This is a genomic window from Butyricicoccus sp., from assembly GCF_050872565.1.
GTDB lineage: Bacteria > Bacillota > Clostridia > Oscillospirales > Butyricicoccaceae > Butyricicoccus_A.
Genome location: NZ_JBNMHC010000102.1, coordinates 1 through 6655, shown reverse-complemented (window position 1 = coordinate 6655; position 6655 = coordinate 1). Strand labels below are relative to the sequence as shown.

The 6655-nt window shown below is 50.4% G+C and carries 9 protein-coding genes and 1 tRNA gene; 7 read left to right on the top strand and 3 right to left on the bottom strand.

Features of this window, described 5'->3' with window-relative positions:
- Nucleotides 1–144 precede the first annotated feature (144 nt).
- Both ACR0P9_RS05845 and ACR0P9_RS05840 read right to left on the bottom strand, forming a co-directional pair.
- Entirely contained in the window at nucleotides 145–357 is a 213-nt protein-coding gene (locus ACR0P9_RS05845) for a FeoA family protein (protein WP_432618200.1), read from the bottom strand.
- Nucleotides 358–461: 104 nt separating this feature from the next.
- Nucleotides 462–538: transfer RNA gene (locus tag ACR0P9_RS05840), tRNA-Pro, on the bottom strand.
- Between the two features lie 179 nt (nucleotides 539–717).
- Between ACR0P9_RS05840 and acpS the strand changes: the two genes are divergently transcribed.
- From acpS to ACR0P9_RS05810, 6 genes are all read left to right on the top strand, one after another.
- Nucleotides 718–1080 (top strand): holo-ACP synthase, encoded by a 363-nt coding sequence (gene acpS / locus ACR0P9_RS05835; protein ID WP_432618198.1) that lies wholly within the window; start codon nucleotides 718–720, stop codon nucleotides 1078–1080.
- Nucleotides 1077–1937 (top strand): NAD(P)H-hydrate dehydratase, encoded by an 861-nt coding sequence (locus tag ACR0P9_RS05830; protein WP_432618196.1) that lies wholly within the window; start codon nucleotides 1077–1079, stop codon nucleotides 1935–1937. The genes acpS and ACR0P9_RS05830 overlap by 4 nt, the downstream gene beginning before the upstream one ends.
- 6 nt (nucleotides 1938–1943) lie before the next feature.
- The gene (locus ACR0P9_RS05825; protein WP_432618194.1) at nucleotides 1944–2513 is read left to right on the top strand and encodes a hypothetical protein; all 570 of its coding nucleotides are present in this window, start codon (nucleotides 1944–1946) and stop codon (nucleotides 2511–2513) included.
- A 21-nt stretch (nucleotides 2514–2534) separates the two neighbouring features.
- Nucleotides 2535–3704 (top strand): alanine racemase, encoded by a 1170-nt coding sequence (gene alr, locus ACR0P9_RS05820; protein ID WP_432618192.1) that lies wholly within the window; start codon nucleotides 2535–2537, stop codon nucleotides 3702–3704.
- A gap of 119 nt (nucleotides 3705–3823) precedes the next feature.
- Complete coding sequence (locus tag ACR0P9_RS05815) at nucleotides 3824–4183, top strand: type II toxin-antitoxin system PemK/MazF family toxin (protein WP_432618202.1); 360 nt, start codon at nucleotides 3824–3826, stop codon at nucleotides 4181–4183.
- 104 nt (nucleotides 4184–4287) lie between these two features.
- Nucleotides 4288–4809 carry a hypothetical protein gene (locus ACR0P9_RS05810; RefSeq protein ID WP_432618190.1) on the top strand — a complete coding sequence of 174 codons (522 nt, stop codon included), beginning with the start codon at nucleotides 4288–4290 and terminating at the stop codon, nucleotides 4807–4809.
- Here ACR0P9_RS05810 and ACR0P9_RS05805 read toward each other — a convergent pair.
- Nucleotides 4802–6109: a DUF1015 domain-containing protein gene (locus ACR0P9_RS05805; RefSeq protein ID WP_432618188.1), complete on the bottom strand. Its 1308-nt coding sequence runs from the start codon at nucleotides 6107–6109 to the stop codon at nucleotides 4802–4804. The two genes, ACR0P9_RS05810 and ACR0P9_RS05805, sit on opposite strands and share 8 nt — an antisense overlap.
- Before the next feature lie 297 nt (nucleotides 6110–6406).
- Here ACR0P9_RS05805 and ACR0P9_RS05800 point away from each other — a divergent pair, with 297 nt between their 5' ends.
- A complete protein-coding gene (locus ACR0P9_RS05800) occupies nucleotides 6407–6604 on the top strand; it encodes a small, acid-soluble spore protein, alpha/beta type (RefSeq protein WP_432618186.1) in 198 nt (65 codons plus the stop codon).
- The last annotated feature ends 51 nt before the right edge of the window (nucleotides 6605–6655 follow it).

The following is a 6655-nucleotide window of genomic DNA, read 5'->3' as shown; positions in this document are numbered from 1 at the left end:
TGCGGTAATCGGTGCACGCTTGATGCCCTTGTACTCGCCCAGATTGATGCTAAAGTTCTTATCAGTCATAAATGAGAGATTCCTTTCCAAATTGTATCTTTTGGAATCATACCATAAATCGAAGGACTTTTCAATGCTATGGGATTAAATCCGAATCCGTTCTGCGACATCTGTGCCCAATGCATAGCGAATGCCGTGGACAGAGACAATGGTGTTGCCGAAGTAGGAGGCGACAACCTCGATTTCTTCACCCTGTCGGATGCCGATCTGCTCCAGAAGATCCTTTTGTATTCCGGTGCCAGTGACCCACTTGACGATTTGTTTTTTGCCAAATGGTGTGTTTTGTAACGACTGCATGGTATCACACTCCCTTTTATTTATCATATAGCAGGGGAGAACGGTTGGTCAATGGCAACAAAGACGACAAAAAAAACAGAGCAGATGTTCTACTCTGTGAAAGATGGTCGAGGTGGCGGGACTTGAACCCACGGCCTCTGCGTCCCGAACGCAGCGCTCTACCAAACTGAGCCACACCTCGTTTTTGTCGTTGCACTTCTTCGCTGCAACGTTTGTTATTATAGCAGGGAATTCGCGCTATGTCAACAAGAAATTTTCATTTTTTTAAAATTTATTTGAAAAATTTTGAAATCTCTGTTTGGGCGGTGCAGACAAACCAAATAAAAGGTGATAGAATAGGAGAGGATTGGAGGGGACGCTGTGATAGGCTTGGGAACAGACATTATTGAAATCGCAAGAATTGCGCGAGCAATCCAGCGGGAGAGCTTTGTCCGCCATACATTTACCGCGCATGAGCAGGCATGGTTAGATACCAAAGGCAAGAACAAAGCCGAATCCGCCGCAGGGTTGTTTTGTGCCAAAGAAGCAGTCGCTAAAGCTGTGGGAACAGGATTCCAGCGCGGACTCAATCTCAAGGATATTGAAATTACCCATGATGAACTGGGCGCACCACAGGTACTTAGGCCGCAGAAAAATTTTTTGCTGAGTATCTCGCATTGCCGAGAGTATGCGACGGCAACGGCGATTTTGCTGGGAGATGCACAAGTTGGAGGCAAAGCATGAAACCAATTGATTGGGCGTATCTGACGCAGCATATCCGGCCACGTGCGCCGGAAAGCGATAAAAACACGTATGGACGCGTGCTTGCCATTTGCGGCTGTCGAGATTATATCGGCGCACCGTTTTTTGCCGCACAGGCAGCGGTACGCACAGGCTCGGGCATCGTCACGTTGGCATTGCCTGCCTGTATTTATCCGATTCTGGCGGCAAAGCTCAACGAGCCGACATTTCTGCCGCTGGAAACCGGTGCAGACGGAAAAATTTCGGCAGAGTGTCTGCCGTCACTGGCTCGCCGCGCGGCAATTTTGGCAGGGCCGGGACTCGGTATCAGTGCAGGGGTAACACAAGCGATACAAACCATTGTCGAACAGGCGGATTGTCCGCTGATTCTCGATGCGGATGGCATAAATGCACTGGCGGGACATATAGATATAGTGGAGAAGGCAAAGTACCCTGTGGTTTTAACCCCGCACAAGCATGAATTTGCGCGAATCTGCGATGTTCCGCTCACAGAAAATCGGGAAGAAATGGCATCCGCCTTTGCCCGAAAGCATCATTGTGTGCTGCTGCTCAAAGGACATCGGACGATTATCGCGGGCGCACAAGGCGAACTGTATCAAAATGTCCATGGCAATCCCGGCATGTCTAAGGGCGGAAGCGGAGATGTCCTGTCTGGTATTATTTTGTCGCTGTTGGGACAAGGATTGGAACCGCTCGCGGCGGCAGCCTGCGGCGCGTATATTCACAGCCGAGCGGGAGATTTGTGCGCCAATGACATCGGGGAATTTGGTATGACACCGACGGATATGCTGGGGTATATCCCGCGGGTACTGAAACCGCTGAACTCTAGGGAGTGGTAAGAGCTCTTGAAGCGAGTATGGAGCGGACTGCTGGCTGCATGGCTGCTGTGCGGCTGTTCTGCCGTCAGTAATCCGGAACAGCTGGCAGCGAGTGCGCGCGACGCTTATGCCGGCGCACAGGCCATCGAGCTGGTGTCAAATATTACGTCTTATTTGGACGAATACACGATGGACTATCAGATACAATACTCGTATCATGCGGACACGCAGACCGGTGAGCTGGAAATGCAAAAGCCTGCGTCTGTGGCGGGAATTCGAGCGTCCGTGCAAGGGGAAGATTTTGTCTTTTCCTATGAGGATGCTGAGCTGGAGACTGCTATGCCGGATAAAAAGGGATTGACACCGGCAGATGTCACAACATATGTATTACACGATCTGCAAACCAAGGAACCCAAACAGGTTTGGCAGGAAAATGGACGCATTGCCCTTCGCTATGAAGATACGAGCGAAGAGGGAAATGTCGTAAAAGAAGTATATCTGCATCCGGACAGCTTTGCGCTGGCGGAGGCTCATATATATAACAATGGAAAACAAATCATGGACTGCACCGTGCAGAGCTGTACCTTGCAGCCGTGAAGGAAAGTGGGAAAGACAATCATGGCAACAACAAACGAGACCGGCAGATGCTGGGCAGAAATCAATTTAGACAATCTGAAGTACAATTTTACACAGATTCGTGACCATGTAAAGGCAGTGATGCCGGAAGCAAAGGTATTGGGTGTAGTCAAAGCGGATGCCTATGGACACGGCGCGGTACAGGTCGCGACTGTCCTGCAACAGGAGGGTGTAGATTTCTTTGCTGTAGCAACGGTTGCGGAAGGCGTAGAGCTGCGCGAGGCGGGCTTTACGCTTCCGATTTTGGTACTGGGCTATGTGGGTGACGCGGACGCTGCTCTGCTGGCAGAATATGACATTGCAGCAGCGCTGTGCGATACCGACACGGCAAAGGCGTTTTCTGCGGCAGCACAGGCGGCTGGAAAGCCGATCCGTGTACATATTGCATTGAATACCGGCATGACACGCATTGGCTTTGAGACGCGCTCTACGAAGGAAAATGTACAGGAAATTTTGCAGGCCGTTTCTCTGCCAGGACTGGAAGCCGAAGGCGCATTTACACACTTTGCGGTTGCCGATGTCAATGGCGGGGAAGAATTTACCGAACTGCAATACCGCCGCTTTGTAGACATGTGTCTGGAGTTGGAGAAGCACGGCGTCAACCTCCAGTATCGCCATTGCTCGAACAGTGCCGCTATTTTGCAGCATACACAGACCTTTACCACGGATCTGTACCGTGAGGGTACATTTAACATGGTGCGCGCAGGTATTATCCTGTATGGATACTATCCGGATGCAGATACCAAGAAAACCGTGCCGCTCAAGCCGGTTATGACGGTAAAGGCTCGCGTAGCACAGGTGCGTGACATTCCGGCGGGCGATTCTATCGGATATGGCCGCACATTTACGGCGGACAAGCCGATGCGTGTGGCTGTGTTTACGATTGGCTATGCGGATGGTTATCCGCGCGTGGCAAGCAACCATATCTCGGTTGTCATTCATGACAAGGTAGTTCCGACAGTCGGACGTATCTGCATGGATATGGCGTGGGCAGATGTCACCGGTATGGATGTCACGCGCGGCGATGAAGTGACCGTATTTGGCGATTGTTCGATTACCGCAGATACGCTGGCAGCGGCAGCAGGTACGATTTCTTATGAGGTCACCTGCGACATCAGCAAGCGCGTTCCGCGTATCTATCTCGGCGAGTAATGCATAGAATGAGGCAAAGAGAAAATATTCCTAGGGTGCATGATTAAATAACCGGATTGCTGGGGAAAGTAACAGTATCAGGATAACACCTGAAATCTTTCCTACGGAGTGTGATTGTTTTGGAGCATCATGTCAAACGCGGCGATATTTATTACGCGGATTTGTCACCAGTAGTCGGCAGTGAACAGGGCGGTATGCGTCCGGTTTTAATTATACAAAACAACGTCGGAAACCGATACAGCCCGACCGTCATCGCAGCAGCGATTACCTCACAGGTCAATAAGGCGAAGATGCCGACACATATTTCTCTCGGTGCCCGTACCTTTGGCCTGACGCGGGATTCTGTGATTCTGACAGAACAAATCCGCACGCTGGATAAGCGCAGGCTCAGAGAAAAAATGGGTACGCTGGATGCCTCTCATATGGATGAAGTAGATCGCGCATTAGCAGTGAGCTTTGGTCTGAACGCAAGAGACTGAGAAAAAGGTCAATGCTTACATAGAACATTGACCGAACGCATGATTTTCCCCTTGTGCAGCATATGCTGTGCAGGGGGATTTTTTTTGCAAAGGGGGGATCGTGTATGGAAATCAGTCGCCAGCAAGCGCATTGGGGAGAGATGCAGCTCACACAGACAGCCGCACAAGTTCGCTTTCGCGCGGCAGGTGCCCTGCCGCAGTACGGCGAGATATTGCGCGTGTGGGGAATGCGGGCGGATGCTCAGCCGCTTCTCATCGGTGTGGCTGAGCCGGACGGCGATCATCTGGCGATTGACCGGACGATGAGCAAGCAGTATTTATCTTCGCTGGGCTATTGGCCCCATTTACCGGAACAGTACATCGCTGACACACAGCCGCCCAAAGGACAGAACTTCGTCAGCCAGGACACCTATTTTCGCCAGCTGCTGCGGCAAGAAGAGGTTCAAATCCAAGAACAAGCGGAATATATCCTCGCATCCTGTGCCTTTTCGCCACAGAAAGAATTTGCGTTTTCCGGTATTTTTTCCTTTTGCCGTGTAGAAGATGGAAAGGCGCAGCTGATTTGGGACAAAAAAAGGGACTGCCCTGTATGGACAGTCCCAAAAGAGACAAGCGGATTTACTTGACAATCATTTTAGATTCCATGTAATATCTCTTCTCGTGTGCTTCGCCCATCGAGAAGGTCTTGCGCGGCAGTACGCCGTCAATGATCACACCGCGGAACAGATCGTTCTTTTCGATTTCCGGCAGGAAGAAGCCCATGTTACCAACTTCATTGCCCAGCTTAGACACAACGTCCTCACCATGGATGTAGTCGATTTTTGCCTCGCTGTGCTGTGCCAGATAATCATCCAAGAATGCCTGCAAGGTGCCGAGTGGAATGCCCCACTTCGGATGTACAACCGTCATCGTGCCAGTCTTGCCGCCAAAGCAGTAACGAACCGTATGATTTTCCGGATTGGCAGCAGCCTTTTCATCCGAGAAAATGCACTGGCTGCCATTCTTTGCATAGAAATCAACAGCAGCATGGAGCAGCTGTTCTGCATCGACATGGAACATCACGCGATGAATCGGCTCGATGAGCAGGCTCTCATCGTGAATGTTGACGATCTCACACAGAGCATAGCGTGCCGGATGGTTTTCCTGTTCCTCCGGTGTCAGGGTCTTCTTGACATCTTCCCAGTATGCCTTTGCCGTTGCCATCGAATGATTGCCGTCGCCGACAGCGAACGGAAGCAGCGGCAGATCCTTCGTCAGGCGATACTTCTTGTTAAAAGTCTCGCGGTCATTGAGCTTTTCCATCTGTGCAATCAGATGGTCGGTCAAGTCGCCTTCCGGAATGAACCAACCGTTGATATGTCCGCCGTTCTGCATCAGATCGGTGTCATAGATCTTCTCCAGCTGTGCAGTCTGTTCAAATATCGGTTCAATTACCGTGCGATCTGGGTCGTCAATGAGCAGCATGATGTGCGGCACTTCGATAGAAGCGTTTTTGCGGACAGCCAGACGCGGCGGAATGCGCTCAACAACTGTCTTTTCCGTCGGGCGAACAAGAGAACGGGAGCCTGCGGTGTATTCGTAGCACTCCAGATCAATGGCAGCCACCAGACCACGGCGCGGAGATGTTCCGCCGGAATATCTCTCAGTCAGGATAAAGCCAGCCGGCAATTCGGTCAGCGTGCCATCAGACAGATACTGCTTCATGGTCTCGTTGATGGCTGCAATGCGAGTTTCGACATCAGCATCTTCCAGATATACTTCCGGCAAGGTCAGGCGCAAAGTAGACGGAGCGTCGCCGACAATATGATCGGTCTCAGACCAATACTCTTTCTGAGAAGTATACTGGTCACAAGCAACAACAGCCCACTTTTTCAAATCAATGCCGTCTTTTGGCATCAGGATCTTTGGTACGGATACACAAGACATTTTTCTTAGAGCCTCCCAATGAAAATTTAAAATCCAGCTATTTCATAGCATCTATCTTTTATTATAGCGGACATTCCCGCACGATTCAAAGAAAACCGCACAAATTTGGCAAATACCGGCATAGTTCATAAAAAAAGATACAGGAAACTGGCAGAAGTACTGAGAAATGGACAAGGGAGCGATATTTGACGAATGAGGCAAAAAGTGCTGCCGTGCATTTTGCGCTGGGAAGCATAGAACATCGAAAAAATCATATACTGTTAACACAGAGATCGGACAGACAAAGGAGAGAAGTATATGAACCGCAATTCTAACAAGCTGAACGTACCGGAAGCAAAGGCAGCCATGGAGCGCTTTAAGATGGAAGCAGCCCGCGAGGTCGGCATCGACCTGAAGGATGGATATAACGGAGATCTGACAGCGCGTCAGGCGGGTTCTATCGGCGGACAGATGGTAAAGCAGATGATTGAGGCTTACGAGCAGAATATGAAATAAACAGATCGTATTCGTTGTCCCATAAACGCAGCTCAGCCGCTCTCGTGCCGT

Coding starts and splice junctions, on each gene's coding strand:
- alr (WP_432618192.1), top strand. CDS start 2,535: ATGGCAACAACAAACGAGACCGGCAGATGCTGGGCAGAAATCAATTTA.
- ACR0P9_RS05805 (WP_432618188.1), bottom strand. CDS start 6,109: ATGTCTTGTGTATCCGTACCAAAGATCCTGATGCCAAAAGACGGCATT.
- ACR0P9_RS05845 (WP_432618200.1), bottom strand. CDS start 357: ATGCAGTCGTTACAAAACACACCATTTGGCAAAAAACAAATCGTCAAG.
- ACR0P9_RS05800 (WP_432618186.1), top strand. CDS start 6,407: ATGAACCGCAATTCTAACAAGCTGAACGTACCGGAAGCAAAGGCAGCC.
- ACR0P9_RS05830 (WP_432618196.1), top strand. CDS start 1,077: ATGAAACCAATTGATTGGGCGTATCTGACGCAGCATATCCGGCCACGT.
- ACR0P9_RS05810 (WP_432618190.1), top strand. CDS start 4,288: ATGGAAATCAGTCGCCAGCAAGCGCATTGGGGAGAGATGCAGCTCACA.